We start from the raw sequence: 26,177 nt of genomic DNA on the forward strand, positions 1-26,177 counted from the left end.
CATGGGCCTCGAAGAGAAACTCCCCAACGGCATCCTCTTGGCCAGCCTCGAGGGCCTGGTCAACTGGGCGCGCAAGAATTCGCTGTGGCCCGCCACCTTCGGGCTCGCGTGCTGCGCGATCGAGATGATGACCGTCGGCGGTTCCCGCTACGACATCGCGCGCTTCGGCATGGAGCGCTTCTCCGCCACGCCCCGTCAGGCCGATCTGATGATCGTGGCCGGCCGCGTGACGCAGAAGATGGCTCCCGTCCTGCGCCAGATCTACGACCAGATGGCCGAGCCGCGCTGGGTGCTGGCGATGGGCGTGTGCGCCTCCTCCGGCGGCATGTTCAACAACTACGCCGTGGTGCAGGGCGTCGACCACGTCGTGCCGGTCGACATGTACCTCCCCGGCTGCCCGCCGCGCCCGGAGATGCTGCTCGACGCGATCCTCAAGCTGCACGCCAAGATCCAGGACGAGCCGATCAACGCCCGCCGCGCCGCCATCCGCGCGGCAAGCGGCGCGCGCACCGAACTGATCGCGTCGTCGATCAAGTACGCGAAGAAGTGAGCCCGGTGCCCGACAACCCCGAAACCCCGGAAACGCCCGACGCGCCCGAGACCGGCGGCGAGCAGTCCAGCGCCGAGCGGCCCGAAGCCGGCCTCGAGCCGCAGGGCACCACGCCCGCGGCCCCGGTCGAGCCCGTCGTCGCCGGCCGCGCCCGCAAGGGCATGTTCGGTGTCACCGGCAGTGGTGACACCTCCGGCTACGGCGGCGTGCGCCTGCCCGCGTACAGCCCGCCCCCGGCCGAGCGCCCGTACGGCGGCTGGTTCGACGCGTTCGCCGACGAGCTGTACGCGGCCTTGGCGGACAACAAGATCCCGTCCTCGGCCGTGCTGCAGACCACGGTCCACCGCGGCGAGATCACGTTCTACGTCGCGCGTGAGCACCTCCTCGAGATCGCGCGCGTGCTGCGCGACGACCCGGGCCTGCGCTTCGAGCTGCTCAGCTCGGTGTCCGGCGTGGACTACGGCGTGGACGTGCCGCAGCGCCTGCACTCCGTGTACCACTTCACGTCGATGACCTACCGGCGCCGCATCCGCATCGAGGTCACCCTCGACGTGGACGACGCGCACGTGCCCTCGCTCGTCGGGCTCTACCCGACGGCCGACTGGCAGGAGCGCGAGACCTGGGACATGTTCGGCATCGTCTACGACGGACACCCGGCGCTCACCCGCATCCTCATGCCGGACGACTGGGACGGTCACCCCCAGCGCAAGGACTACCCGCTCGGCGGGATCCCGGTCGAATACAAGGGCGCGGAGATTCCGCCGCCGGACCAGCGGAGGTCGTACTCGTGACTACCAGCGAGAACCTTTCTGACGCCACCACCGGCACCGACACGTCCGCCGAAGGCGCCCAGAGCTTCGAATACGCCGATTCCCGCGACACCACCGAAGGCCGCGTCTACACGGTCTCCGGCGGCGACTGGGACGACGTCGTCTCCGACGCGCAGCACGACGAGCGCATGGTCATCAACATGGGCCCGCAGCACCCGTCGACCCACGGCGTGCTCCGGCTCGTGCTGGAGATGGAGGGCGAGACCGTCACGCAGCTGCGGTCGGTCATCGGCTACCTGCACACCGGCATCGAGAAGAACTGCGAATACCGCACCTGGACCCAGGGCGTCACGTTCGTGACGCGCATGGACTACCTCGCGCCGCTGTCCACCGAGATGGCCTACTGCCTCGGCGTGGAGAAGCTGCTGGGCATCCAGGCCCCGCCGCGCGCGGAGCTGCTTCGCGTGATGCTGCTGGAGATCAACCGCATCGGCTCGCACCTGGTCTACATCGCCACCGGCGGCATGGAGCTCGGCGCCACCACGGCGATGACGCTCGGCTTCCGCGAGCGCGAAGAGGTGCTGCACCTGCTGGAGCACCTCACCGGCCTGCGCATGAACCACGCGTTCATCCGCCCCGGTGGCCTCGCGCAGGACATGCCGGCCGACTTCGAGGAGAAGGTCACCGCCTTCTGCAAGGTGATGGACAGCCGGCTGCCCTTGTACGACAAGCTCTTCACCGGTCAGCCGATCTGGCGCAACCGGCTCAAGGGCGTGGGTGTGCTGCCGCTCGACGCGTGCCTCGCGCTCGGCGTCACCGGCCCGATCCTGCGTTCGGCCGGCCTGCCGTGGGACCTGCGCAAGACCGAGCCCTACTCGCGCTACGACGAGATCGAGTTCGACGTCCCGACCTCGACCGACGCCGACTGCTGGGCGCGCTACCTCATCCGCGTCGAGGAGATGCACCAGAGCCTGCGCATCATCAAGCAGGTGCTGAAGATGCTCGAGCCGGGCCCGGTCATGGTCGAGGACAAGAAGGTCGCGTGGCCGGCGCAGCTCTCGATCGGCAGCGACGGCATGGGCAACTCGCTCGAGCACGTCAAGAAGATCATGGGCCAGTCGATGGAATCGCTGATCCACCACTTCAAGCTCGTGACCGAGGGCTTCCACGTGCCGGCCGGCCAGGTGTACTCGCCGGTCGAGTCGCCGCGCGGTGAGCTCGCGGCGCACCTGGTGTCCGACGGCGGCACCCGCCCGCTGCGCGTGCACGTGCGCGAACCGAGTTTCGTGAACCTGCAGTCGATGCCCGCGATGGCCGAAGGCGGGCTGGTGGCCGACGTGATCGCCGCGGTCGCGTCGATCGACCCGGTGATGGGGGGAGTGGACCGATGACGTACTCGACGGCAGTTCCGGAGCCGGGGCCGCACGACGCGAAGACGACGCACGCCGCGGCGGGCGCCGACACCGACGTGGTCGGCATCGCGCCCGACCCGGCCGCGGCCGAGGGCATCCTGGCGGACAACCCGCCCGTGGACCCGTTCGACGAGGACACCCACACGCGGGCGAAGGAGATCATCGCCCGCTACCCGGTGGCGCGCTCGGCGCTGCTGCCGATGCTGCACCTCGTGCAGTCGGTGCAGGGGTACGTGAGCCAGGAGGGGATTTCCTTCTGTGCCAAGCACCTCGACCTCTCCGACGCCGAGGTCAGCGCGGTCGCCACGTTCTACACCATGTACAAGCGCCGCCCGTGCGGCGAGCACCTGGTGAGCGTGTGCACCAACACGCTGTGCGCGGCGATGGGCGGCGAGGCGATCTACAAGAAGCTGCAGACGCACCTCGGTTCCGAAGCCACGCCGCTGGGCCAGGAGGAGACGGCGGGCACGCCGAACGAGCCGGGCTCGATCACGCTGGAGCACGCCGAGTGCCTCGCGGCCTGCGACCTCGCGCCGGTCATCCAGGTCAACTACGAGTACTTCGACAACCAGACGCCGGAGAAGGCGGTGGCGCTGGTCGACGCGTTGCAGGCGGGCAAGAAGCCCGCCCCCACGCGCGGCGCGCCGCTCACCGACTTCAAGGGCGCGGAGCTGCAGCTGGCCGGGTTCTGGCCGGAGGACGAACAGACTTACCGCGGGGACGTCGACGGGCCGTCGCAGGCCGTCGAAACCCTGCGGGGCGCGCAGATCGCGGCCGACCGCGGCTGGACCGCGCCGGCGACGCAGGACGTTCCGCTGCCTGAGTTGGAGAAGAAGTAATGCCCGATCCCATTACTCCGGTCCTCACCAAGCGCTGGCTGTCACCGAACTCCTGGCGCATCGAGACCTACGAGCAGCTCGAGGGCTACACCGCGGCGCGCAAGGCGCTGGCCGGCACCCCCGAGCAGCTCGTGCAGGTGGTCAAGGACTCCGGCCTGCGCGGCCGCGGCGGCGCGGGGTTCCCGGCCGGCGTGAAGTGGTCGTTCATGCCGCCGAACTTCGACAAGCCGCACTACCTGGTGATCAACGCCGACGAGGGCGAGCCGGGCACGTGCAAGGACATCCCGCTGATGATGGCCGACCCGCACTCGCTCATCGAGGGCTGCATCATCGCCTCGTACGCGATGCGCTCGAACCACTGCTTCATCTACGTGCGCGGTGAGGCCCTGCACTGCATCCGCCGGCTCAACGCGGCCACGCGCGAGGCGTACGCCAAGGGCTACCTCGGCAAGAACATCTTCGGCACCGGCTACGACCTCGAGCTGACCGTGCACGCCGGCGCCGGCGCGTACATCTGCGGCGAGGAGACGGCGCTGCTCGACTCGCTGGAAGGCCGCCGCGGCCAGCCGCGCCTCAAGCCGCCGTTCCCCGCGGCCGCCGGCCTCTACGCCGCGCCGACCACGGTCAACAACGTGGAGACCATCGCGAGCGCGCCGTTCATCATCAACGCGGGCTCCGACTGGTTCCGCGAGATGGGCCGTGAGAAGTCGCCCGGCCCGAAGATCTACTCGATCTCCGGCCACGTCGAGAAGCCCGGCCAGTACGAGTGCCCGCTCGGCACCACGCTGCGCGAGCTGCTCGAACTCGCGGGCGGCATGAAGGACGGCATCCCGCTGAAGTTCTGGACGCCGGGCGGCTCGTCCACGCCGATGTTCACCGCCGAGCACCTCGACGTGCCGCTCGACTTCGAGGGCGCCGCCGAGGCCGGCTCGATGCTCGGCACCACCGCGGTGCAGGTCTTCAACGAGACCGTGTCCGTGCCGTGGGCCGTGATGAAGTGGACCGAGTTCTACGAGCACGAGTCCTGCGGCAAGTGCACCCCGTGCCGCGAGGGCACGTACTGGCTCGCGCAGATCCTGGAGCGCATGGTCGAGGGCCACGGCACCGCCGAGGACATCGACACGCTGCTCGACGTCTGCGACAACATCCTCGGCCGTTCATTCTGCGCCCTGGGTGACGGCGCGGTGTCGCCGATCCAGAGCGGGATCAAGTACTTCCGCGAGGAGTTCCTCGCGCTGTGCGAAAAGAACAAGGCCGCCCAGCCCGAACTGGTGGGAGCTCAGGCATGACGATCGCGCCCGACAAGCCCGCGACCGAAGAAACCCCCGTCCCCGAGGGTTACGTCAAGCTGACCATCGACGGTGAAGAGGTCATCGCGCCCAAGGGCGAGCTGCTGATCCGCACCGCCGAGCGGCTCGGCACGGTGATCCCGCGCTTCTGCGACCACCCGCTGCTCGACCCGGCCGGCGCCTGCCGCCAGTGCCTCGTCGAGGTGGAGATGGGCGGCCGGCCGATGCCGAAGCCGCAGGCCTCCTGCACGATGACGGTCGCCGACGGCATGGTCGTGAAGACGCAGCTCACCTCGGGTGTCGCCGACAAGGCGCAGCAGGGCGTGATGGAGCTGCTGCTCATCAACCACCCGCTCGACTGCCCGATCTGTGACAAGGGCGGCGAGTGCCCGCTGCAGAACCAGGCGCTGGCCCACGGCCGCACCGAGTCGCGGTTCGTGGACACCAAGCGCACGTTCCCGAAGCCGCTGCCGATCTCGTCGCAGGTGCTGCTGGACCGTGAGCGCTGCGTGCTCTGCCAGCGCTGCACGCGGTTCTCCGCGCAGGTGGCCGGTGACCCGTTCATCGAGCTGCTCGAACGCGGTGCGCACCAGCAGATCGGCACCGCCGAGACGGCCGACGTGCTCGACCTGGCTTCGCGGACCACGAGCGGCCAGCCGTTCCAGAGCTACTTCTCCGGCAACGTGATCCAGATCTGCCCGGTGGGCGCGCTCACGAGCGCCGCGTACCGGTTCCGGTCGCGGCCGTTCGACCTGGTGTCGGCGCCGAGCGTGTGCGAGCACTGCTCGTCGGGCTGCGCCGAGCGCACGGACTTCCGCCGCGGCAAGGTGCAGCGCAAGCTCGCGGGCGACGACCCCGAGGTCAACGAAGAGTGGCTGTGCGACAAGGGCCGCTTCGGGTTCCGCTACACGCAGGCTGAAGACCGCATCCGCCGCCCGCTGGTCCGCAACGAGGCCGGTGTGCTGGAGGAGGCCTCCTGGACCGACGCGCTGCGGGTCGCGGCCGCCGGTCTCCAGAAGGCGCGCGACGGCCAGGGTGTCGGGGTGCTCACCGGTGGTCGGCTGACGGTCGAGGACGCCTACGCGTACTCGAAGTTCGCGCGGCTCGCCTTGCGCACCAACGACATCGACTTCCGCGCCCGCGCGCACTCGGCGGAGGAACTCGCGTTCCTCACCTCGTCGGTCGTGGCCACCACGCCGGAGAACGGCGTGACGTTCGGCGAGATCGAGCAGGCCCGCACCGTGCTGTGCGTGGCCTTCGAGCCCGAGGACGAGGCGCCGATCGTGTTCCTGCGGCTGCGCAAGGCGGCCCGCAAGAACCGCACCCGCGTGGTCCACTTGGGACAGTGGACCACCTCGTCGGTGCGCAAGACCTTCGGTGAGCTGCTGGCCTGCGTGCCGGGTGGCGAAGCCGCGGCGGTCGACGGCATCGCGCAGCACGCGCCGGACCTCGACGCCGCCCTGACCGGCGGCGGCGCGGTGATCCTCGTCGGCGAACGCGCCGCCGAGGTGCCGGGCCTGTTCTCCTCGCTGCGGGCGCTGGTCGAGCGCACGGGCGCACGGCTCGCGTGGATCCCGCGCCGGGCGGGCGAACGCGGTGCGCTGGCCGCCGGCTGCGCGCCGACGCTGCTGCCGGGCGGTCGCTCCGTGTCCGACGACGCGGCTCGCGCCGAGGTCGAACAGCACTGGGGCATCGGGCTTCCGGCCGAGCCGGGCCGCGACACCACGGGCATCCTGGAAGCCGCTTCGGGCGGCGACCTCGACGGCCTGGTCGTGGGCGGGCTCGACCCCAACGACCTGCCCGACCCGGACCTGGCCCGGCGCGCGCTCGACAACGCGGGCTTCGTGGTCAGCCTGGAGCTGCGGGCGAGCGAGGTCACCGAACGCGCCGACGTGGTCCTGCCGATCGCGCCCTCGGTCGAGAAGGCGGGCAGCTACCTCAACTGGGAAGGCCGCCACCGCCCGTTCGACATCACGCTCGAAGGCACCGGCGCCCTCTCCGACGGCCGGGTGCTCGACACCCTCGCGGTCGAGATGGATGTGGACCTGTTCACGCAGACGCCGGCCGCGGCGGCGGGTGACTTCGCCAAGCTCGGCGAGGGCACCACGAGCTGGGGCCACATCGTCACCGGGGCGCAGGCCGCGCCGGTGCCGGCCGCCGGCCAGGCCGTGCTCGCCACCTGGCGGCAGCTGATCGACAACGGCTCGCTGCAGGACGACGAACCGCACCTCAAGGGCACGCAGCGCAAGCCGGTCGCCCGGCTCTCGGCGAAGACCGCCGAAGGCCTCGGCGCCGCGGTGCGCGTGTCCACCGAGCGCGGCTCGATCACGCTGCCGGTCGAGGTCGCCGACCTGCCCGACGGGGTCGTGTGGCTCCCGGGCAACTCCGACGGCTCCGCCGTCCGCGCCGCACTGGCCGCGGGTCACGGCGCGCTGGTGCAGATCTCCGGAGGTGAACAGTGAGCCCTCAGCTTCTGCCGTATCTGGCGCAGATGCCGGACGCCGCTGAGAGGGCCCGTCTGCTCGCGGACGATCCCTGGTGGCTGGTGCTCTTCAAGGCCGTGATCATCCTGCTGATCGGCCCGATCCTCACGATCTTCCTGATCGTGTGGGAGCGCAAGGCGGTCGGCCGCATGCAGAACCGGCCCGGCCCCAACCGCGTGGGCCCGGGTGGGTACCTGCAGTCGCTGGCCGACGCGATCAAGCTCCCGTTCAAGGAGCAGATCATCCCGGACACGGCCGACCGCAAGGTGTACTTCCTCGCGCCGGTGCTGGCCGCGGTGCCCGCGCTGATCGCGCTCGCGGCCATCCCGTTCGGTCCGGTCGTGTCGATCTTCGGCCAGACGACCACGCTGCAGCTGGTCGACCTGCCGGTGGGCGTGCTGGTGATCCTCGCCTGCTCGTCGATCGGCGTGTACGGCATCGTGCTCGCCGGCTGGTCGTCGGGCTCGCCGTACCCGCTGCTCGGTGGCCTCCGGTCGGCCGCGCAGGTGATCTCCTACGAGATCGCGATGGGCCTCTCGATCGTCGCGGTGATCCTCTACTCGGGATCGCTGCAGACGTCGGAGATCGTGGAAGCGCAGTCGCACGGCTGGTACTTCTACATGCTGATCCCGAGCTTCGTGATCTACCTGATCTCGATGGTCGGCGAGACGAACCGCGCTCCGTTCGACCTCCCCGAGGCCGAGTCGGAGCTGGTCGGCGGCTTCCACACCGAGTACAGCTCGATGAAGTTCGCGATGTTCTTCCTCGCCGAGTACGTGAACATGGTCATCGTCTCGGCGTTCTGCACCACGCTGTTCCTGGGCGGCTGGCGGTTCCCGTTCGTCGGTGACGACTCGGCCCTGAACCAGGGCTGGTGGCCGATGCTCTGGTTCTTCGTGAAGCTCTTCGCGCTGCTGTTCGGCTTCATCTGGCTGCGCGGCACGCTGCCGCGACTGCGCTACGACCAGTTCATGCGCCTGGGCTGGAAGGTCCTCGTGCCGGTGAACCTGGTCTGGATCCTCGTGGTCGTCGCCATCAAGACGATCCAGTGGAGCTGGCCGCAGATCCTCGTCGGCGTCGGGATCGTGCTGGTGGTGCTCGTGCTCATCAGCCTGGCGGTGCCGAACAAGAAGCTGCCGGAGGGCGACTACGTGGAGCTCACCGGCGGCGGCTTCCCGGTGCCTCCGCTGGACCTGAAGGTCCCCGAGACCACTCCGCGCCAGAAGGCGCTGGCCAAGGCGGAAGCGAGGGCGGCGCGGCGCAAGCCGGCGGCCGTCGGCACCGCAGCACAGGAAGGGGCAGAAGATGGGGGCAACTGACTTCCTCAATCCCATCAAGGGATTCGGCGTCACCTTCGCGATGATGTTCAAGAAGGTCGCCACCGAGGAGTACCCGGAGGCCGGCGCCCCGGCCGCGCCGCGGTACCACGGTCGCCACCAGCTCAACCGCCACCCGGACGGGCTCGAGAAGTGCGTCGGCTGCGAGCTGTGCGCGTGGGCCTGCCCGGCCGACGCGATCTTCGTCGAAGGCGGCAACAACACCGAGGAGGCGCGGTTCTCCCCGGGTGAGCGCTACGGCGCCGACTACCAGATCAACTACCTGCGCTGCATCGGCTGCGGGTTGTGCATCGAGGCCTGCCCCACCCGGTCTCTCACGATGATCAACTTCTACGAGCTCGCCGACGACGACCGCCAGCGGCTCATCTACACCAAGGAAGACCTGCTCGCCCCGCTGCTGCCCGGCATGGAGCAGCCGCCGCACCCGATGCGTCTCGGCGACAACGAGCAGGACTACTACGTGAACGGTCCCGAGCTGGCCAAGGCGCAGCAGCAGGAGGCCAAGCAATGATCACGGCCCTCCTGACGCAGGCGCCCGCCGCCGCGTCCTCGTCGGTCACGGTGGGCGAGGCCATCGCCTTCTGGGTCCTCGGCCCGCTCTCGCTGCTCGGCGCGCTCGGCATGATCTTCTCGCGCAACGCGGTGCACTCGGCGCTGTGGCTGGTGCTCACGATGCTGAGCCTGGGCGCGCTGTACATGACCCAGTCGGCGCCGTTCCTCGGGTTCACGCAGATCGTGGTCTACACCGGCGCGATCATGATGCTGTTCCTGTTCGTGCTGATGCTGGTCGGGCGCGAAAGCTCCGACTCGGTGGTGGAAGTCCTGCGGGGACAGCGGTTCGCCGCCACGATCCTCGGCATCGGGCTCGCCGCCCTGATCGCCGCCGGCGTGTTCCGCTCGATGGTGAACGTGACCCCGGCCCCGCCGCTCGACCCGTACACCGCCACCGGCGGTGGCGCGGGCGGCCTCGGCCGGATCATCTTCACGCAGTACCTCTTCCCGTTCGAGCTCACGTCGGCGCTGCTCATCACCGCCGCGCTCGGCGCGATGGTGCTGGCCTTCACCGACCGCCACAAGAAGGGCGGCAAGCTGCCGCAGCGCGAGCTCGTGAAGCTGCGCTTCCGCGGCGAGCACGACCGCCCGTCGCCGCTGCCCGGCCCGGGTGTGTTCGCCACGGCCAACTCGGTCGCCGTGCCGGCCCTGCTGCCCGACGGTTCGATCGCGCCGGAGTCGCTCTCGGCGATCATCGAGTCCACCTCGGCGCTGCAGCTCATGCGCGAGCGCAAGCTCATCGCCGACGAGGGCCCCAAGCCCGACGCCCACGCGCTGGTCGGCGACAGCGTCTCGGCCGGCGCCCACGAGGAAGGGGACGGAAAGTGACCCCGAGCTACTACCTGCTGCTGTCGGCGTTGCTGTTCTCCATCGGCGCCGTCGGCGTGCTGGTGCGGCGCAACGCGATCGTCGTGTTCATGTGCATCGAGCTGATGCTCAACGCGGTGAACCTCAGCCTGGTCACGTTCGCCCGCATCAACGGCGGGCTCGACGGCCAGGTGATGGCGTTCTTCGTGATGGTGGTCGCGGCCGCCGAGGTCGTGGTGGGCCTGGCGATCATCATGGCCATCTTCCGCACCCGGCGTTCGGCCTCGGTCGACGACACCAACCTGCTGAAGTACTGAGAGTGCCGCCTCATCCCCTCCACCCACCCTCAACGGAGGCGCTGCGCGCCACTGAAAGGATTCAGGTGTGACCGCATCATCGTGGCTGCTGGTGGCCCTTCCGGCCCTCGGCGCCCTGATCCTCCTGCTGGCCGGGAAAAAGGCGAAGGCGTGGGGGCACCTGCTCGGCACCGCCACCGTCGCCTTGGCCTTCGTGTACGCCGTGATCCTGTACTTCTCCACGAACGGCAGCGCGACCGAGAACGTCAACCTGTACTCGTGGATCCCCGCGGGTCAGCTCCAAGTGGACTTCGGGCTGCGCATCGACGCGCTGTCGCTCACGTTCACGCTGCTGATCACCGGCGTCGGCATGCTGATCCACTTCTACTCGATCGGCTACATGGCCGACGACGAAGGCCGGTACCGCTTCTTCGCGTACCTGAACCTCTTCGTCGCGTCGATGCTGATCCTGGTGCTGGGCAACAGCTTCGTGACGCTGTATCTCGGCTGGGAAGGCGTGGGTCTCGCGTCGTACCTGCTCATCGGCTGGTACCAGAACCGCCCGTCCGCGGCCACGGCCGCGAAGAAGGCGTTCCTGATGAACCGCGTCGGCGACGTCGGGCTCGCGCTGGCGATCTTCCTGATGTTCAAGTACACCGGCTCGACCGGCTACACCCAGGTCTTCGAGGGCCTCACCAACGGGCAGATCCCGCCGGCCGCGATCACCGCGATCGCGATCCTGCTGCTGCTCGGCGCCTGCGGTAAGTCGGGCCAGTTCCCGCTGCAGGCCTGGTTGCCCGACGCGATGGAGGGCCCGACCCCGGTCTCGGCCCTCATCCACGCGGCAACGATGGTCACCGCGGGCGTGTACCTGGTCGCCCGCTCCAACGTGATCTTCTCCGCGACGCCGGACGGCCGCCTGGTCGTGACGCTGGTCGGCGCGGTCACGCTGCTGATCGGGTGCATCGTCGGTTGTGCCTACGACGACATCAAGAAGGTGCTCGCGTACTCCACCGTGAGCCAGATCGGCTACATGATGCTGGCCGTGGGTCTCGGCCCGGGCATCTACGCGCTGGGCATCATGCACCTCGTGGCCCACGGCTTCTTCAAGGCCGGGCTGTTCCTCGGGGCCGGTTCGGTCATGCACGGCATGAACGACGAGGTCGACATGCGCAAGTTCGGCGGCCTGTACAAGAAGATGCCGATCACCTTCGTCACCTTCGGCCTCGGTTACCTCGCGCTGATCGGCTTCCCGTTCCTCGCCGGCTACTACACCAAGGACGCGATCATCGAAGCCGCGTTCGGCCAGGAAGGCTGGCGGGGCTGGGTGTTCGGTCTCGCGACCGTGATCGGCGCCGGGCTCACCGCGTTCTACATGACGCGCCTGATGATGATGACCTTCTTCGGCAAGTCGCGCTGGAAGGAGATCAAGAGCTCCGACGGACGCGACTTCCACCCGCACGAGTCCAAGCCGATCATGTGGGTCCCGATGGTGATCCTGGCGATCGGCTCGGTCGGCTCGGGTGCGTTCTTCGCGATCGGGGACCGGTTCGAAAACTGGCTGGCCCCGACCGTCGGCGCGTACCACGAGGCCGAGCACACGCCGATCCCGGCGTGGACGGTCCCGGCGGCCACCCTCGTGCTCGCCGCGCTCGGCGTGCTCGTGGCGGTGCTGGTCTTCCGGCCCTCGCGCGACATCCCGGTCGAGCGCCCGCAAAACGTCTCCTGGGTCGTCCGGGCGGCGCGCAAGGACCTGTACGGCAACGCCCTCAACGAGACGCTGGTCGCCCGTCCGGGCACCTGGCTCGCGCGGGCGCTGGTGTACGTCGACAACCGCGGGGTCGACGGGGCGGTCAACGGCCTCGCCGCGGCCCTGGGCGGCGGGTCCGGCCGGTTGCGGCGCTTGCAGACCGGGTTCGTCCGGTCGTACGCGCTGTCCATGCTCGGCGGCACGTTCCTGCTTCTGGTGGCCCTTCTGCTGGTGAGGTTCTCCTGACATGACTTGGCTCCTGGCGCTCATCCTGCTGCCGCTGGTCGGCTCGCTGGTGCTGGCGTTCCTCAAGGGGAACGACCGGGCCGCGATCGCGACCGCGCTCGTCGTGTCCATTGTGGAGTTCCTGCTGATCATCCCGTTCTGGGCGAGCTACTCGCCCTCGGGAGACCGGATCCAGCAGGCCACCACGATGGACTGGATCCCGGCCTTCGGCATCCACATCTCGTTCGGCACCGACGGCATCTCGCTGATCATGATCGCGGTGATCGCGCTGCTCGTGCCGATCGTCGTGGGTGCGCTCGGGCTCACCGACAAGCTCCCGGCCGGCCGCAGCGCCGGCGGGTTCCTGTCGCTGATCCTGCTGCAGGAAGCGATCACGATCGGCGTCTTCGCGGCCACCGACGTGTTCCTCTTCTACGTGCTGTTCGAGATCATGCTGATCCCGATGTACTTCCTGATCGGCGGCTACGGCGGCGCGAACCGGCAGTACGCGGCCGTGAAGTTCTTCCTCTACTCGTTCCTCGGCGGCCTGATCATGCTGGCCTCGGCGATCGGCGCGTACTCGCTGGCCGCCGACAAGCTCGGCAAGGGCACGTTCGATTGGGCCACGCTGGTCACGGTCGTACGCGAAGCCCCCACCGGCACGCAGGTGTGGCTGTTCCTCGGCTTCTTCCTCGCGTTCGCGATCAAGGCGCCGCTGGTGCCGTTCCACACCTGGCTCCCGGACGCCGCGGGCCAGGCCCCGATCGGCGTCGCGGTGCTGCTGGTGGGTGTGCTCGACAAGGTCGGCACGTTCGGCTTCCTGCGCTACTGCCTGCCGATGTTCCCCGAGGCGAGCAAGACGCTGGCGCCGCTGGTGCTGGTGCTCTCGGTGATCGGCGTGATCTACGGGTCGATCCTGGCCGCGGGGCAGTCGGACATGAAGCGGTTCATCGCCTACGTGTCGATCGCCCACTTCGGCTTCATCTCGCTGGGCATCTTCGCCTTCAACGAGCAGGCGATGATCGGCTCGGTCTCGTACATGCTCAACCACAGCCTCTCGACCGGGATGCTGATCGTCGTGATCGGCCTGATCGTGGCGCGCGGCGGGTCCACGCGGATCTCCGACTACGGCGGCATGGCGAAGGTGACCCCGCTGCTCGGCGGGATGCTGCTGATCGCCGGTCTGTCCGCGCTGTCGCTGCCGGGCACCAACTCGTTCGTCAGTGAACTGCTGGTGCTGCTGGGCTCCTTCGTGACCCAGCCGGTGTACACGATCATCGCGACCGTGGGCATGGTGCTGGCCGCGGCCTACGTGCTGTGGCTCTACCAGCGGATCATGCAGGGCCCGGTGCGCGGCGACGCGCTCGTCGGGGTCGGCGGAGGACCGGGCACGGCGATCGCGCCGGAGCTCGGGGCCAAGAAGGCCATCAAGGACCTCGGTGGGCGCGAGATCGCGATCCTCGCCCCCATGGTCATCCTGATCATCGGTTTGGGCTTCTACCCCAAGCCGTTGCTCGACACGATCACCCCGTCGGTGCAGGCGACGTTGTCTGCCGTGCAGGGAGGCAAGTAAACCGTGCTCGACAGTGTCCTGATCGAGCCTGTGCTGGCACAGGCTCCGACCGCGCAGGTGGCGACACCTTCGGTCGACTACGCGGCCGTGCTGCCGCTGCTGATCATCTTCGGCGTCGCGTGCGTCAGCGTGCTGGTGGAGGCGTTCGCGCCGAAGTCCTCGCGCTGGCACGCGCAGGTCTTCGTGACTCTGATCGCGATCGTCGCCTCGGGCGTCGCGCTGATCAAGTACGCCACCGGCGACGCGCCAAAGGCGGGCGTGACCACGTTCGCCGGTGCGATCTCGGTGGACGTCCCGTCGCTGTTCCTCTGGGGCACGCTGCTCCTGCTGGGCCTCGGCGCGGTGTTCCTCATCGCCGACCGCAAGGTGGAGCCCGGCGGCGCGTTCGTGGCGCAGGCCGCGATCAGCCCCGGCACCGTGCAGGACCGCGCACAGGCGGTGGGCACGGTGACGTCGCAGACCGAGGTCTTCCCGCTCACGCTCTTCGCGCTCGGCGGCATGATGGCCTTCACCGCGGCCAACGACCTGCTCACCATGTTCATCGCGCTCGAGGTGCTGAGCCTGCCGCTGTACCTGATGTGCGGCCTGGCCCGGCGGCGCCGGCTCATCTCGCAGGAGTCGGCGGTCAAGTACTTCCTGCTCGGCGCGTTCTCCTCGGCGTTTTTCCTCTACGGCCTCGCGCTGCTCTACGGCTACGCGAACTCCGTGAAGCTCGGCGACATCGCCAACGCCGCGGCCGGCTCGGACCGCTCTGACACGCTGCTGTTCGCGGGCCTCGGCCTGCTCGTGGTGGGCCTGCTGTTCAAGGGCTCGGTCGGCCCGTTCCACACCTGGACGCCCGACGTCTACCAGGGCGCGCCGACCCCGGTCACCGGCTTCATGGCGGCGTGCACGAAGGTCGCCGCGTTCGGCGCCATCCTGCGCGTGCTGTCGGTCGCGTTCTCTTCCACGAGCTGGGAGTGGCGCGGGGTGCTGTGGGCGGTGGCGATCATCTCGATGGCGATCGGCGCGATCCTCGGCCTCACGCAGACCGATGTGAAGCGCATGATCGCGTACTCCTCGATCGCCCACGCGGGCTTCCTGCTCGTGGGTGCGATCGCGATGACCGAGGACGGCCTGTCCAGCACGCTGTTCTACCTGCTGGCCTACGGCTTCACCACGCTGGCCGCGTTCGGCGTGATCAGCCTGGTCCGCGACTCCAGCGGCGAGGCCACGCACCTGTCCGCCTGGGCGGGGCTGGCGAAACGCTCGCCGGTGCTGGCCGGGGTGTTCACGTTCCTGCTGCTGGCGCTGGCCGGTATCCCGCTGACCAGTGGGTTCGTGGGCAAGTTCGTGGTGTTCTCGGCCGCGCTGTCCGACGGCATGGCACCGCTGGTGGTGATCGCGCTGGTGTTCAGCGCGGTGGCCGCGTTCTTCTACCTGCGCGTGATCGTGCTGATGTACTTCTCGGAGCCGGCGGCCGACGGCCCGACGGTCGCGATCCCCGGTGGCTTCACGACGGCGGCGATCACGCTCGGCGTGGTGGTGACGCTGGTGCTGGGTCTGGTGCCTTCGTTCGCGCTGTCGTGGGCGAGCTCGGGCGGCTTCGCTTCGTAGGTTCTTTCGGGTTGAAGGCCGTCACGGAAGTTTTCGTGGCGGCTTTCTTCTTGTCTGGGCCGATATGCTTGTTGACGTGCACATCGAGCGGGTGCGGATCACGGACGTCCTGGGGTTCCGTGGTGCCCGCACGGTGGACCTGAGGCTGCCGGGGCCGGGCTGGACGGTGCTGGCGGGGCGCAACGGGTCGGGCAAGACCACGTTCCTGCGGGCGCTGGCTCAGGCGCTCGTGCAGCCGCCGTTCGCCGAGAGCCTGGTGGCCGAGGGCAGCTCGATCGACGTCGACGTGGTGGGCGAGGGGCCGGCGTTCTGTGCTGGTTACGGCCCGTTCCGGCGGCTGGCCGGGGGAGCGCCCGAGGCGCAGTCGCTGATGCGCGGCGAGTTCGCGCGGGTGGCGAGCTTGTTCAGCGAAGACGCTTCGCTGGCCGAAGGGGTGGCGTGGCTGATCAACCAGCACCTGCGTGCGCTGGAAGGCAAGGCGGGCGCGCGGGAGCTGAAGGACTCGGTGCTCGCGCTACTGGCCGACGGCCTGCTCCCTGACGGCTACCGCGTGCGCGACGTCGACTCCGACGGCCTGTGGGTGTCCTACCGCGGCGACCGGTTCCCGCTGCGCGAGATGAGCGACGGCTACCGCACGGTCACGGCGCTGGTCGTCGACCTCGTGCGCCAGCTCGCCGACGCCGGCCTCGGGATCAACGCGTCGGGCGTGGTGCTGATCGACGAGGTCGACGCGCACCTGCACGTGTCGTGGCAGAAGCGGATCGGGCCGTGGCTGAAGGCGCACTTCCCGCGGATCCAGTTCGTGGTGAGCACGCACAGCCCGTACGTGTGCCAGGCGGCCGATCCCGGCGGGCTCATCCGGCTGCCGGGGCCGGACGAGCAGGAGCCGCCGCGGGTGGTGTCCGACGAGCTGTACCAGCGCGTGGTCTACGGCAGTGGTGACGACGCCGTGCTGTCGGACCTCTTCGGGCTCGACACCCCGTACTCCCCGCGCGCCGTGGAGCTGCGCGAGCACCTCGCCGAGCTGGAGCTGCTCGTGGCGACGGGCCGGGCGGACCCCGACGGCGTGCGCGAGTGGGAGCAGCTGCGCGACCGTCTGAGCAGCTCACCACCGAGCCGCGTCGACGACATCACGCGCCACTTCGACGACCGGTGATCGAGCTGCGCCGGGTGGCGCTGCCCGCCGTGGTGGCCTCGGAGCTGTCGCGGCTGACCTCGCGGATTCCGCCCGGGGACAACAAAACCGCGCGTCGCTTGTGGACTTCCGCCCGCGGCGCCCGCCGCTCGATCCGCGCCGCGCTGGCCTCGATGGCCTCGGGCCGCGGCTACTGCATGTACTGCGGCGACGGCCTCGGGTCCACTGTGGACCACTTCGAACCGGTGGCGCGGGCGCCGCACCGCGCGTTCGACTGGCTGAACCACCTGCTGGCGTGCGAGTACTGCAACAGCCACCACAAACGTGACCGCTTCCCGCTCGACGCCGCGGGTCGGCCGTTGCTCATCGACCCGACCGCCGAGGACCCGCTGGACCACCTGTTCCTGGTGCTGTCCATCGGCACCTACCGAGCGTTGACGGACAAGGGTCGCGCGACCATCGAGGTGTGCGGCCTGAACCGCCCTCTGCTGGAACGCGGGCGCGCCGCCGCCGTGGACCAGGTGGCCGCCCTGGTGACCCACTGGTGGCTCGGCACGCCGCCCGTGCGCCGCCGCGCCATCTGGACCCTGCGCGACCAGCCCCACGCCGACGTCCTGCACGCCATGCTCCGCCAGTCCCAGCTCCCGGGCGCTCCCCGCATCTTCACCGACCCGGCCCTCCTCGACCTGCTCCGCAACCCCGACCTCCGCGCCGAACTCCTCGCCTGATTTACCGATGCGGCCGAGGAAATCGCAACCGATCTTGCCGACCACGGCGCGAGATCGCGCCGGTTTCTTCCCACCCGATGTGGGCGGCCCCCCGGGCCGACCATGTCGGGTGGGAAGGAGCCGGCTTGAGGCGATCTCGCCCGCGGCGGCGGAGCCGACGCCAAATTACGGCGTCGGGGAGCACGCAGTGCGACCGACGGTGACGGAGCCTGTGATGCCCGAAGCCGGGAGGAAATCAATGCGCAGCATGGTCAAGCTGATGCTGCCGTCGCCGGGCAGGGTCTGGGTGTTGAAAACCGCGTTCGCGAGGACGGTCCCACCCGCCTTCGTGATCGGCTTCGTGTAGCCCGACGGCACCGGCGACGGCAGGCCGGTGATGCCGGCCAGGCCGCTGAACGTCCAGTTGGCGCTGGTCTGGCGCTGCACGGCGTCGCACGTGACGGTGTAGCTCGCCAGGCGGATGCGCGGACCGCCGGCGCTGACCAGGGCCGAGAGCTCGAAGTTCTTGCCCGTGGCGGTGGACTTGGTGCTGGTGGTGTCGTTGTCGGGGTCGACGACCGTGGTGGTGCACGAGGACGTGCCACCGCCCCAGCTCAGGCCGGTCTTGCTCACCGAGCCCGACGAAGCGCTGGTCGGCCCCTCCACCGTGCACGGCGCCAGCGTCGGCACCGTCACCGTGGTCGAGCCCTTGGTGAAGCTCGCCTCCCCGAGGTCAGCCGCGCCCGCGGGCGTCTGCGCGTGTGCCACCCCGCCGGCGACCACGCTCCCCGCCATCACCACCGCCGCGACGAGCCCCGTCTTCACGTTCTTCAGCATGTCCTGACCTCCCTGCACTCAAGCCGCTCGGACCACGCCGGCGAACTCCCACTGAGTGAATATCCGCGCGCCCGATTCGCCTGTTGCGCCCTCGCGCGTCGATCACTCGTCCGTGCCGGGGAATCAATCCGTTCGTGGGTCGGCCTTGACTTCTCCGACCGGCTTGCCCTCCGGTGTCATGTTCGTCACCGTTTCCCCTGGACAGCGGGTAAACGGCGTACCAGGGGTAGCCACTACTCTGAAAGCCGGATAACCCGACCGGCGCATGAGAGAGCGGAGCCGACGTGTCTGTGTCTTCACCACCCCCGGGGGCGGGAGCCCCCGCTGCGCGGGATGGCGCCGTCGAGGACCTCCGCGCGACCGTCGGGCTGCAGATCGAGGACGAGAAGCTCCTGAGGGCGATCGCCGGCGGGCTGGCGGACGTCGAGGCGATGCTGCGGGACGTCGTGAAGAGCGATGTGCAGGCGGTGCACGACGCGGCGTTGCACCTGGTCGAGGCGGGGGGCAAACGTTTTCGTCCCCTGTTCACGCTGCTGTCGGCGCAGTTCGGGCCGCGTCAGGGTGACCACGTGCTCATCGCGGCCGCCGCGGTGGAGCTGGTGCACCTGGCCACGCTCTACCACGACGACGTGATGGACGAGGCGACCATGCGGCGCGGCGCGGAGAGCGTGAACGCGCGCTGGGACAACACCGTCGCGATCCTCACCGGCGACTTCCTCTTCGCCCACGCCTCGCGCCTGGTGGCCGACCTCGGCACGGACGCGGCGCGGATCATCGCCGAGACGTTCGGCGAGCTCGTGACCGGCCAGATGCGCGAGACCGTGGGCCCTGGCCCCGGCGACGACCCGGTGGAGCACTACCTCACCGTGATCGCGCAGAAGACCGGCTCGCTGATCGCGACGTCCGGGCGCTTCGGCGGCATGATGTCCGGCGCGCCGGAGGAGTACATCCAGGCGCTGCGCCGCTTCGGCGACATCATCGGCACCGCGTTCCAGATCTCCGACGACATCATCGACATCGCGTCGCCGTCCGACGAGCTCGGCAAGGCTCAGGGCACGGACCTGCGCGAAGGCGTGCGCACGCTGCCCATGCTCTACGCGCTGGCCGACCCGGACACCGACCCGCGGCTCGTGGAGCTGCTGGCGGGCCCGATCGCCGAGGACGAGGTGGTCGAAGAGGCCCTCGAGCTGCTGCGGCGTTCGAGTGGACTCGAACGCGCGCGCGTCACCCTTTCCGACTACGCTTCCCGGGCACGTGCCGAGCTCGCAGCGCTGCCCGCTTCCCCTGCCCGTGACGCTTGCGAGTCGGTCGCCGACTACCTGGTCGCGCGGACGCATTAAAAGGGGCAAAAGAGATGTCCATTTTCGGACAAGTCTGGCTGTGGAGTCTGCTGGCGTTTTTCGTCGGCGCGCTCGTGGCCTGGTTGGTCCTCGTGGTACCTGCGCGCAAGCGCGTTCGTGAGCTGGAAGAGGCGCTGGCGTCCGCGCACGCCGAAAACGCGCGCACCCCCGCCAACGCCGCCGCGCTCGCCGCGTCGGGCCGCACGTCGGTGCTGCCGCCGGTCGCCGCCCCCGAAGAACCGGAGCCGGTGGACTCGTTCTCGTCCGGCTTCGCCGAGCCCGACCGCGAGCCGGCGTGGACCCGCGACGAGCGCGAGCACGCGCCGACCGAGCTGATCGCCGCCGCGCCGCCCGCCGGGTTCGACCCGGAGGCGGAGTACGACGCCGAGTACCGCACCGCGCCGGAGCCCGATGCGGAGCCGGAGCTTTCCGAGGCTTCCGCGGTGTCGTCCGTCGACAGTGGCTCGATGTACCGCGCCGCCGCCACCGAGTACCTCAGCCCGGTCTCGCGGGAACCCGACAGCGGGTACCACCACGGCGTCGACGAGTTCGAGACCGCCGACAACGACACCGGCAGCGGCTACCACCGCGCGGTGGAACCGTTCGAGAGCCCGCTCGAACCCCTCGCCGGCACGCTGGAACCGGCCTCGTTCGAAAGCCGCCCCGAGCCGGCGGCCGACGAGCCCGTGTCGCTGTTCCAGCCGGCGGCCGAACAGTCCGAATCGGACTGGTTCTCGAAGGAACTGCCCGACCGCTCGCCGTTCGAAGAGCCGCCGGGCGGCGACTACCTCGACGAGCCGGAGTCCACCGAGCACCTCACGCCGGCGCCGGTCGCCGTGGCCGCCCCGGCCGAGGACCTCGAAGAGTCCACTGAGGAACCGGCCGAATCCGGCGGCCTGCCCAAGCGCCAGCCCCGCGAATCCCCCCGCGGCGGCTTCGACCCGCCCCAGCCGATCCAGCCGTCGATGCGCTCGGTCGAACGCCGCGAACCCGACCTCACCGGCGCCCACAGCGGTTCGCTGTTCGAGCCCTCGGTGCAGCCCAACCAGGTCGCCGCCCTGGCCGCCCCGGAACCACCCCCGGCCCGCGACACCCCCGAGGACTCCGTACCCCCCGGCCCCTTCGGCCCGGGCTCGGCCATGCCCCGCCCCGGCGGCGGCCGCCCCTCGGACGCCTTCACGGTCAAGGCCAGCGTCACCGCGCTGCGGTATTGCACTGAGGAATCACCGCAGTTCCCGCGGATGGTCGCGGAAGTCTGGTTCCGCAGTTCCGCCGATGCAGAACGAGTTGGCTTCCGACCGCTTTCTTGATTGCCTGCGGCTGCGCCGGGGCAGTCAAGAAAGCTGTGTTTTGGCCCCGCCTCCGGCGGGGCGGGCGAGATCGCCTCAAGCCGGCTCCTTCTCGGCCGACATGGTCGGCCCGGGGGGCCGCCCACATCGGCCGAGAAGAAACCGGCGCGATCTCGCGGTGGGGTTGCGTTCGGGCTAGGCGTGCCAGGTCTGGAAGCGGAGAACCGCGGAATCCCAGGAGCCCTAGGGGGCGGTGGGGCGTGGGGGCTGGGGCGCTCGGCCGGCGGGGGTGGGCAGGAGGCGGCGGATGGCGTCGAGGCGGGCGGTCAGGAGGCGCTCGCCGATGGTGGTGCCGGGGATGAAGTGGGCGAGGTGGAAGGCACCGGCGTAGTGGTGCAGCTCGGTCGGCACGCCGGCTTCGATCAAGTGGCGGGCGTAGTCGAGGCCCTCGTCGCGGGTGGGATCCACCTGGTAGGCGCTGACCCACGCGGGAGGCAGGCCGACGAGGTGCTCGACCTTCGCGCGGGCCGGGGCCGCGTACGCCGGTACGTCCGGGCCGCCGCGCGCGATGTCGCCGAGGTAGTACTGCCAGCTGTAGGGCGAATTCGCCGCGTTCCAGGTCGGGGTGCCGGGAAGATCGCGCATGGAGTCGGTACCCAGCCGGTCGTCCACCGTGGGTGCGTCGAGGAACTGCGCGGCCAGCGCGGGCCCGCCGCGGTCCTTGGCGACCAGCGCCAGCGCCGCCGCCAGCCCACCTCCGGAGCTCTCGCCGAGGACACCGAGGCGCGCCGGATCGATGCCGCGCGATCGGCCCGCTTCGCCGGCCAGCCAGCCGAGGGCGCGGTGACAATCGTCGAGAGCGGCGGGGTAGGGGTTCTCCGGCGCCAGCCGGTAGCCCACGTTGACCACCGCGACACCGGTCTGGTCGGCGGTCCGCCGGCACTGGTTGTCCACGCTGGACAGCTCACCCGTCACGAATCCACCGCCGTGGAGGTACAACAGCCCGGGGATGGCGCCTTCGCGGTCCACGGGTGCGTACACGCGCAGCCGTAACTCCGGCGCATCCTGGTTTGCCGGAAGCACCACGTCTTCGACGCTCAGCGGCCGCTCCGACACGTACTCTTGACCGGCTTCCATCGCGGCCTTGGCCACCGCTCGTACTCCCGCCACATCGGAGAAATCGAGCGCCGGGATCATCGGGGCCACGGCGGCCAGTTCGGGGTCGAGGACGTAATCCACAGGTCTGCCTCCACAGGTCTGTTTCCACTGCCTCACCTCCGCCGGTTTTGTCTCCACAGTGGACGAACAGCGGGCGAAAGGCTTGCTTGTGGCTCGGGCGGCGAAGAGCGAACCGCGATCGCGATGGTATTTCGGGGGAACGGAGTGCGGTCGCCGGCCGAACCGCGATGAGGAGAAACGGGCACCGGAAGTGGTGTGGACGGCACCGGAAACCGTGACCTGTGCAGAAAAAGCGCCTCCCCGTGCAGAAACACGGGGAGGCGCTTTTTCGTTGCTGGAGACTAGACCACAGTCCAGGTGTCCTTGCCTCGCAACAGACCCTGCAAGTCGGGCTTGCGGGCGGCGCGCGCCTCTTCCACCTGGGCGCGGGCGCCGTCGTCGTAGGTGGGGCGTTCGACGGAGCGCAGGATGCCCGTGGGGACGTGGTTGAGGTTCTGGTCGCCGAGGCGGCTCAACGCGAAGGCGTAGGACGTGTCGGTGATCGTCGGGTCGTGGACGACCAGGTTGTCCTCGCCGATGTCGCTGACCTTGGCGATGTCGAGGCCGCCCCAGTCGCCGCGGCGGACGCCGAATTCGCCTTCCGCGCCGAAGCGGATGGGTTCGCCGGCCGTGAGCGGGATCAGCCGGGAAGCGGCTTCGTCCTTGTCCTTCAGCACGTCGAAGGCGCCGTCGTTGAAGATGGGGCAGTTCTGGTAGATCTCGACCACGGCGGAACCGCGGTGGCGCGCCGCGGCTTCGAGGACCTCGGTGAGGCCCTTGCGGTCGGAGTCCATCGCGCGGCCCACGAACGACGCCTCGGCGCCGATGGCCAGCGACAGCGGGTTGAACGGCGTGTCCACCGAACCCATGGGCGTGGACTTGGTGACCATGCCCTGGCCCGAGGTCGGCGAGTACTGGCCCTTGGTGAGGCCGTAGATCCGGTTGTTGAACAGCAGGATCTTGATGTTCACGTTGCGGCGCAGCGCGTGGATCAGGTGGTTGCCGCCGATGGAGAGCGCGTCGCCGTCGCCGGTCACGACCCACACCGACAGGTCCGGGCGCGTGGTGGCCAGGCCGGTCGCGATCGACGGCGCGCGGCCGTGGATCGAGTGCATGCCGTAGGTGTTGAGGTAGTACGGGAAGCGCGACGAGCAGCCGATGCCCGAGATGAACACGATGTTCTCGCGCTTGAGGCCCAGCGTCGGCAGGAACGACTGCACGGCGTTGAGCACCACGTAGTCACCGCAGCCGGGGCACCAGCGCACTTCCTGGTCGGACTTGTAGTCCTTGGCCTTCTGCGGCTCTTCGCTCGTGGGGACGAGGTCCAGACCACCGAGCTGCGGCAGTCCGAGGTCGATGGCGGTCACTTGACGCCCTCCGGGACATGACTGGTGATGATTTCGGCGAACACGTCCTGCAGCTCCTCGGCCTTGAACGGCAGGCCCGCGACCTTGGTGTAGGAGTGGATGTCCACCAGGAACTTCCCGCGCAGCAGCAGCGCGAGCTGGCCCAGGTTCATCTCCGGCACCACGACCTTGTCGTAGGACCGCAGCACGTCACCCAGGTTGGCGGGCAGCGGGTTGAGGTGACGCAGGTGCGCCTGCGCGATCGGCATGCCGAGCTTGCGCACGCGCCGGCAGGCCGCGCCGATCGGGCCGTAGGACGAGCCCCAGCCCAGCGCGAGCACGCGGGCCTTGCCGCCCGAGGGGTCGTCGACCACGAGGTCGGGCACGTCGATGCCGTCGACCTTGGCCTGGCGCAGCCGCACCATCTTCTCGTGGTTGTCGGGGTCGTAGGAGATGTGCCCGGTGCCGTCGGCCTTCTCCAGACCACCGATGCGGTGCTGCAGCCCCGCCGTGCCCGGCACGGCCCACGCGCGCGCCAGCGTCTCCGGATCGCGCACGTACGGCCAGAACTCGCCCGAACCGTCAGTGGCGTTGGCTTCCTGCGCGAACTCCACGCGCAGGTCGGGCAGGTCCTCGACGTTCGGGATGAGCCACGGCTCGGACCCGTTGGCGATCGCGCCGTCGGACAGCAGCAGCACCGGCGTGCGGTACTTCAGCGCGATCCGCGTGGCCTCGATCGCCGCGTCGAAGCAGTCGGCCGGCGAGAGCGGCGCGATGATCGGCACCGGCGATTCGCCGTTGCGCCCGAACATCGCCTGCAGCAGGTCGGCCTGCTCGGTCTTGGTCGGCAGACCGGTGGACGGGCCACCGCGCTGCACGTCGATGACCACCAGCGGCAGTTCCGTCATCACGCCGAGCCCGATGGTCTCGGACTTGAGCGCGATGCCCGGGCCCGAGGTCGAGGTGACGCCCAGCGCGCCGCCGTACGAGGCGCCCAGCGCCGCGCCGATGCCGGCGATCTCGTCCTCGGCCTGGAACGTGATGATGCCGTAGTTCTTGTGCTTGGACAGCTCGTGGAGGATGTCCGACGCCGGGGTGATCGGGTAGGTGCCCAGCAGGATCTGCAGCCCGGACTGCTGCCCGGCCGCCACGATCCCGTACGCCAGCGCGGTGTTGCCGGTGATCTGGCGGTAGGTGCCCTGGTCGAGCTTCGCCGGCGCGACCTCGAACGTGGTGGCGAACGACTCGGTGGTCTCGCCGTAGTTCCAGCCCGCGCGGAAGGCCAGGATGTTGGCCTCGGCGATGTCCGGCTTCTTCGCGAACTTCTCGCGCAGGAACCGCTCGGTGCCCTCGGTCGGCCGGTGGTACATCCACGACAGCAGGCCGAGCGCGAACATGTTCTTGCACCGCTCGGCGTCCTTCTTGCCGAGCCCGGTGTCGGCCAGCGCGCCCTGCGTGAGCGTCGACATGGCGACCCGGTGGACCTGGAACGCCGACAGCGTCTCGTCGTCGAGCGGGTCGTTGTCGTACCCGACCTTCACGAGGTTGCGCTTGGTGAAGTCGTCGGTGTTGAGGATGATCGTGCCGCCCTGCGGGACGTCGCGCACGTTCGCCTTCAGCGCCGCGGGGTTCATCGCCACCAGCACGTCGGGGCGGTCGCCGGGGGTGAGGATGTCGTAGTCGGCGAAGTGCACCTGGAACGACGAGACACCCGGGATCGTGCCTTGTGGCGCGCGGATCTCGGCGGGGAAGTTCGGCATCGTCGACAGGTCGTTGCCGAAGGCCGCGGCCTCGGACGTGAACCGGTCGCCCGTCAGCTGCATGCCGTCACCCGAGTCACCGGCGAACCGGATCACGACCCGGTCCAGCTTGCTGACTTCGGTGGACCTCGAGCTGGTCAGGGAAGCGTTGCTGTGGCCGTTGCCGGCCGCCGTGCTTCCCGGACCGTCGTTCGCACTCGTGCTCATGGGTCAGGGAATCCCTCTCTCCCGACGTGCTGCGACCCCGGGTCGGCCCCCGGGGAAACGCCCGCCCGGCGATGTCGGCTGGATCACCAGGCCTCCCCCGAGGTTACTCGTCGGGGACTCGGGAGTTCCCGAAGTGTGGGGTACCCGGATCGGGAGCCTTCCCTGCCCGGCACCACCACGAGCGCCCTTTGTTACCTGTAACTGATGGTAACGGGATTTCCGGGGGAACCGCAGTGACGCGCGTCTCCCACCGATGGGCCACACGGCCCGAAATCCCGCTCTGTGGCCGGAACCTTGCCACTGAATGGACTGGTCCCGCACCTGCGTCCCGGCATGTGGATAAGTTCATGCCGGTTCCCGATGAGCGTCCGGTCCTGCCGGTCGGCGCGGTGTCAGCTCTGGGGGTTCGGCGGCCGTTCGAGCAGCCGCGAGAGCACCACCGTGGACACGGTGCGGTCGATGATCTCCAAGCCCCGCAGCCGTTCGAGCGCGGTTTCGAGGTGGTGGATGTCGGCGGCGCGCAGGTGCACGATCGCGTCGGCCGAGCCGGAGACGGTGTAGGCGGCCACGACCTCCGGCAGTGGTTCGAGCCGCGCGCGGATGCGGGCCGGCGTCACGTTGCCCTGGCAGTGCACCTCCACGAACGCCTCGGTGCCCCACCCGAGCGCCTCCGGGTCGACGACCGCGGTGAAGCCGCGCAGCACCCCGGTTTCCAGGAGCCGGTCGACGCGGCGCTTCACCGCCGGGGCCGAGAGCCCCACGACTTTGCCGATCTCGGCGTAGCTCGAGCGCGCGTTGGCCACCAGGCAGGAAACGATTCGCTGGTCGATGGTGTTCACACGCAATGTTTAGCAGGTAT

General features: G+C 69.6%; 22 protein-coding genes. 17 read left to right on the forward strand and 5 right to left on the reverse strand.

The genetic code is table 11. The annotated features are described in order from the left end of the window. Position 1 precedes the first annotated feature (1 nt). The 15 genes from VSH64_RS40240 to VSH64_RS40310 all read left to right on the forward strand — a co-directional run bounded on the left by VSH64_RS40240 (position 2) and on the right by VSH64_RS40310 (position 17,342). Entirely contained in the window at positions 2 to 550 is a 549-nt protein-coding gene (locus VSH64_RS40240) for a NuoB/complex I 20 kDa subunit family protein (protein ID WP_220245978.1), read from the forward strand. Then, positions 547 to 1,341, forward strand: coding sequence for an NADH-quinone oxidoreductase subunit C (locus VSH64_RS40245; RefSeq protein WP_407655594.1), 795 nt, complete (start codon positions 547 to 549; stop codon positions 1,339 to 1,341). Before VSH64_RS40240 ends, VSH64_RS40245 begins: the two co-directional genes overlap by 4 nt. Then, on the forward strand, positions 1,338 to 2,711 hold the full coding sequence (locus VSH64_RS40250) for an NADH-quinone oxidoreductase subunit D (protein WP_326567981.1): 1,374 nt from the start codon (positions 1,338 to 1,340) through the stop codon (positions 2,709 to 2,711). Before VSH64_RS40245 ends, VSH64_RS40250 begins: the two co-directional genes overlap by 4 nt. Then, a complete protein-coding gene (nuoE, locus tag VSH64_RS40255) occupies positions 2,708 to 3,571 on the forward strand; it encodes an NADH-quinone oxidoreductase subunit NuoE (protein WP_326567982.1) in 864 nt (287 codons plus the stop codon). The genes VSH64_RS40250 and nuoE overlap by 4 nt, the downstream gene beginning before the upstream one ends. Then, positions 3,571 to 4,860 (forward strand): NADH-quinone oxidoreductase subunit NuoF, encoded by a 1,290-nt coding sequence (nuoF, locus tag VSH64_RS40260; RefSeq protein WP_326567983.1) that lies wholly within the window; start codon positions 3,571 to 3,573, stop codon positions 4,858 to 4,860. The genes nuoE and nuoF overlap by 1 nt, the downstream gene beginning before the upstream one ends. Beyond that, positions 4,857 to 7,322, forward strand: coding sequence for an NADH-quinone oxidoreductase subunit G (locus VSH64_RS40265; protein ID WP_326567984.1), 2,466 nt, complete (start codon positions 4,857 to 4,859; stop codon positions 7,320 to 7,322). Before nuoF ends, VSH64_RS40265 begins: the two co-directional genes overlap by 4 nt. A 29-nt stretch (positions 7,323 to 7,351) precedes the next feature. Next, positions 7,352 to 8,662 (forward strand): NADH-quinone oxidoreductase subunit NuoH, encoded by a 1,311-nt coding sequence (gene nuoH / locus VSH64_RS40270; protein ID WP_326838167.1) that lies wholly within the window; start codon positions 7,352 to 7,354, stop codon positions 8,660 to 8,662. Then, a complete protein-coding gene (nuoI, locus tag VSH64_RS40275; protein WP_326567985.1) occupies positions 8,649 to 9,191 on the forward strand; it encodes an NADH-quinone oxidoreductase subunit NuoI in 543 nt (180 codons plus the stop codon). The genes nuoH and nuoI overlap by 14 nt, the downstream gene beginning before the upstream one ends. Continuing rightward, a complete protein-coding gene (locus VSH64_RS40280; RefSeq protein ID WP_326567986.1) occupies positions 9,188 to 10,060 on the forward strand; it encodes an NADH-quinone oxidoreductase subunit J in 873 nt (290 codons plus the stop codon). The genes nuoI and VSH64_RS40280 overlap by 4 nt, the downstream gene beginning before the upstream one ends. Continuing rightward, positions 10,057 to 10,356: an NADH-quinone oxidoreductase subunit NuoK gene (gene nuoK / locus VSH64_RS40285; protein WP_326567987.1), complete on the forward strand. Its 300-nt coding sequence runs from the start codon at positions 10,057 to 10,059 to the stop codon at positions 10,354 to 10,356. Before VSH64_RS40280 ends, nuoK begins: the two co-directional genes overlap by 4 nt. 67 nt (positions 10,357 to 10,423) lie before the next feature. Beyond that, positions 10,424 to 12,331, forward strand: coding sequence for an NADH-quinone oxidoreductase subunit L (gene nuoL / locus VSH64_RS40290; RefSeq protein WP_326567988.1), 1,908 nt, complete (start codon positions 10,424 to 10,426; stop codon positions 12,329 to 12,331). Position 12,332: 1 nt separating this feature from the next. Further along, the gene (locus VSH64_RS40295; RefSeq protein WP_326567989.1) at positions 12,333 to 13,883 is read left to right on the forward strand and encodes an NADH-quinone oxidoreductase subunit M; all 1,551 of its coding nucleotides are present in this window, start codon (positions 12,333 to 12,335) and stop codon (positions 13,881 to 13,883) included. A 21-nt stretch (positions 13,884 to 13,904) separates the two neighbouring features. Further along, complete coding sequence (nuoN, locus tag VSH64_RS40300) at positions 13,905 to 15,479, forward strand: NADH-quinone oxidoreductase subunit NuoN (protein ID WP_407655710.1); 1,575 nt, start codon at positions 13,905 to 13,907, stop codon at positions 15,477 to 15,479. 76 nt (positions 15,480 to 15,555) lie between these two features. Beyond that, the gene (locus VSH64_RS40305) at positions 15,556 to 16,635 is read left to right on the forward strand and encodes an AAA family ATPase (protein WP_326567990.1); all 1,080 of its coding nucleotides are present in this window, start codon (positions 15,556 to 15,558) and stop codon (positions 16,633 to 16,635) included. Further along, positions 16,632 to 17,342, forward strand: a complete 711-nt coding sequence (locus tag VSH64_RS40310; protein WP_326567991.1) for an HNH endonuclease — start codon at positions 16,632 to 16,634, stop codon at positions 17,340 to 17,342. The genes VSH64_RS40305 and VSH64_RS40310 overlap by 4 nt, the downstream gene beginning before the upstream one ends. 165 nt (positions 17,343 to 17,507) lie before the next feature. On the opposite strand, the gene VSH64_RS40315 is transcribed toward VSH64_RS40310, so the two are convergent. Further along, positions 17,508 to 18,158 carry a hypothetical protein gene (locus VSH64_RS40315; protein ID WP_326567992.1) on the reverse strand — a complete coding sequence of 217 codons (651 nt, stop codon included), beginning with the start codon at positions 18,156 to 18,158 and terminating at the stop codon, positions 17,508 to 17,510. A 290-nt stretch (positions 18,159 to 18,448) separates the two neighbouring features. Between VSH64_RS40315 and VSH64_RS40320 the strand changes: the two genes are divergently transcribed. Together VSH64_RS40320 and VSH64_RS40325 are read left to right on the forward strand one after the other, a co-directional pair. Next, a complete protein-coding gene (locus tag VSH64_RS40320; protein WP_326838169.1) occupies positions 18,449 to 19,498 on the forward strand; it encodes a polyprenyl synthetase family protein in 1,050 nt (349 codons plus the stop codon). Positions 19,499 to 19,512: 14 nt separating this feature from the next. Beyond that, positions 19,513 to 20,808: a LapA family protein gene (locus VSH64_RS40325; RefSeq protein WP_326567993.1), complete on the forward strand. Its 1,296-nt coding sequence runs from the start codon at positions 19,513 to 19,515 to the stop codon at positions 20,806 to 20,808. Positions 20,809 to 21,030: 222 nt separating this feature from the next. Here VSH64_RS40325 and VSH64_RS40330 read toward each other — a convergent pair whose 3' ends face one another. The 4 genes from VSH64_RS40330 to VSH64_RS40345 all read right to left on the reverse strand — a co-directional run bounded on the left by VSH64_RS40330 (position 21,031) and on the right by VSH64_RS40345 (position 26,157). Next, on the reverse strand, positions 21,031 to 22,026 hold the full coding sequence (locus tag VSH64_RS40330; protein ID WP_326567994.1) for an alpha/beta hydrolase: 996 nt from the start codon (positions 22,024 to 22,026) through the stop codon (positions 21,031 to 21,033). A gap of 281 nt (positions 22,027 to 22,307) precedes the next feature. Beyond that, entirely contained in the window at positions 22,308 to 23,372 is a 1,065-nt protein-coding gene (locus tag VSH64_RS40335) for a 2-oxoacid:ferredoxin oxidoreductase subunit beta (protein ID WP_326567995.1), read from the reverse strand. Beyond that, positions 23,369 to 25,318, reverse strand: coding sequence for a 2-oxoacid:acceptor oxidoreductase subunit alpha (locus VSH64_RS40340; RefSeq protein ID WP_326567996.1), 1,950 nt, complete (start codon positions 25,316 to 25,318; stop codon positions 23,369 to 23,371). The genes VSH64_RS40335 and VSH64_RS40340 overlap by 4 nt, the downstream gene beginning before the upstream one ends. Before the next feature lie 392 nt (positions 25,319 to 25,710). Continuing rightward, positions 25,711 to 26,157: an Lrp/AsnC family transcriptional regulator gene (locus VSH64_RS40345; protein ID WP_326567997.1), complete on the reverse strand. Its 447-nt coding sequence runs from the start codon at positions 26,155 to 26,157 to the stop codon at positions 25,711 to 25,713. Between the last annotated feature and the right edge of the window lie 20 nt (positions 26,158 to 26,177).

It is taken from the genome of Amycolatopsis rhabdoformis, assembly GCF_035918295.1.
Taxonomy (GTDB): Bacteria; Actinomycetota; Actinomycetes; order Mycobacteriales; family Pseudonocardiaceae; genus Amycolatopsis; species Amycolatopsis rhabdoformis.